This window comes from Streptomyces sp. BR123 (genome assembly GCF_013401435.1).
In the GTDB taxonomy this organism is placed as follows: domain Bacteria; phylum Actinomycetota; class Actinomycetes; order Streptomycetales; family Streptomycetaceae; genus Streptomyces.
The window spans coordinates 1-1,692 of the sequence record NZ_JACBGN010000573.1 but is presented as its reverse complement, the minus strand read 5'-3'; the positions used below and the strand labels follow the sequence as shown (position 1 = coordinate 1,692).

Sequence of the window (1,692 nt, the reverse complement as noted above, 5' to 3'; positions counted from 1 at the left end):
CCGCCCGCCCTCCGGTTGCCCCACACACCGCCGCACCGTGGGGCCGACTGGATGTTCTGCGGCGTGTACGGGACCGTGCTCGCGGCCGGGCTGTTGGCCGCGCTCGACGAGAAGGGGGCCGCGTACACCCCGTTCCAGGACGCCGGTTGGGTGTTCGTGACCGCCGCCGCGGCGGCCCTCGCCCACGGGTACGCGCACCACATGGCCGGCCACCGGCCCGGCTCCGCCGGGCATCGGTGGCGGATGCTGGTGCGGGAGGTGCTGCACGAGTGGCCGCTGATCGCGGCCACGCTCCCGACCGTCGCCCTCCTCGTCGTCGCCGGGTTCGCCCACTGGGAGGCCCCCCTCGTGACCACGGTCGGGCTGTGCGCGAACACCGCGCTGCTGTTCGGCTGGGGCTCCTTCGTGGCGTTGCGCGTGGGCTACCGGCTCCGTTCCTCGCTCCTGATCGGGGCCGCGGACTCCGCGATCGGGGTGGTCATCATCGCGGCCAACGCCGTGATCAAATAAGTCACTTTTCAGACCGGCGGTTTCGATCCTGACCGTAGTGTGCGTGGCTGTCGCCGCCCGGGCTCCGAAGGCGCTGGCCTGGTTCGGGGGGCCGTTCCACGAACAGGAGACCCACCCATGCGTACCGCACTGCTCAAGCACGGGGTGCGAGCGGCGGCTTTAACCGCTCTCGTCCTCGCCACGTCCCTCGCGGGTCCGGCCGTCGCCGCCCCGGCGGACCACGCCCCCCTCCGGGAACAGGCCGCCCATGCGGGCCTCGACCGACGCGCGCCGAAGCCGATCGACGTGAGGATCACCGAATCGGGCATCGAGGCACCGGAGTCCGCACCGGCGGGCCTGGTGTCGTTCCGGGTCACGACCGATGACTCGAACGGGCGGTTCCTGCAGGCCTTCCGGCCGCACCCCGGCGTGACCGTGGACCAGGTGCTGGCCGATCTCGCCAAGGCCGTCAGCCGCAAGCCGATCCCCACCGCCGAGGGCATGCTGGCGGTGCGCGACGAGTCGGAGATGTTCGGCGGGGCCCAGGTCACGGCATCGGTATCAGAGACGTTCACCACTCCGATCACCGCGGGCGAGGTCGTCCTCCTGGACTTCACCGCCTTCCTCCAGGACCCGGCGCACCCGATCACCCGGACCCTCCGGCTGCAGGGCAACCACGGGCCCGGCAGGCCGACGGGCTTCCCCGACAGCTTCGTGCTCGCGAGGGACACCCCGGACGGCCCCCGTTTCGACGTCCACGGCCTCGACCGGACAGGGGACACCATCCTGGTGCACAACTCCACGCAGGAGTTGCACGAGATGGGGATCCAGCCCGTCGCACCCGGCACCACGGACGCCCGGATCCAGGCCGTCTTCGACCGCACCGCACCCGGCCCGCTGCCCTACACCGGGCGCTCGGTCGGTCTCGGCGTCGTCTCCCCCGGCCGCTCCGTGCTGCTGGAGATACGGAACCTGCCCCCGGGTACGTACCTGATCGGCTGCTTCGCCCCGGACGGGAAGGCCGGCATTCCGGACGCGATCAGGGGCATGCACAAGGTCGTCGTACTGACCTGACGCGCAACCCCCCGGCTCCGGTCCTCCGGAGCCGGGTCAGAGGCAGAAACCAATAGCAGAGGCAGCCGCCCGCACCCGACGCCGACCACGACGGCCCCCGGGGCGGCGACGACCCGGGAGGACGCGATG

Annotated in this window: 2 protein-coding genes; both read left to right on the top strand. The window is 72.0% G+C overall.

The window, feature by feature from the left end; genetic code table 11:
- Positions 1–15: 15 nt before the first annotated feature.
- The gene (locus HYE82_RS36345; RefSeq protein ID WP_306439696.1) at positions 16–510 is read left to right on the top strand and encodes a hypothetical protein; all 495 of its coding nucleotides are present in this window, start codon (positions 16–18) and stop codon (positions 508–510) included.
- Between the two features lie 117 nt (positions 511–627).
- Positions 628–1,563 (top strand): hypothetical protein, encoded by a 936-nt coding sequence (locus tag HYE82_RS36340; protein ID WP_179178487.1) that lies wholly within the window; start codon positions 628–630, stop codon positions 1,561–1,563.
- The last annotated feature ends 129 nt before the right edge of the window (positions 1,564–1,692 follow it).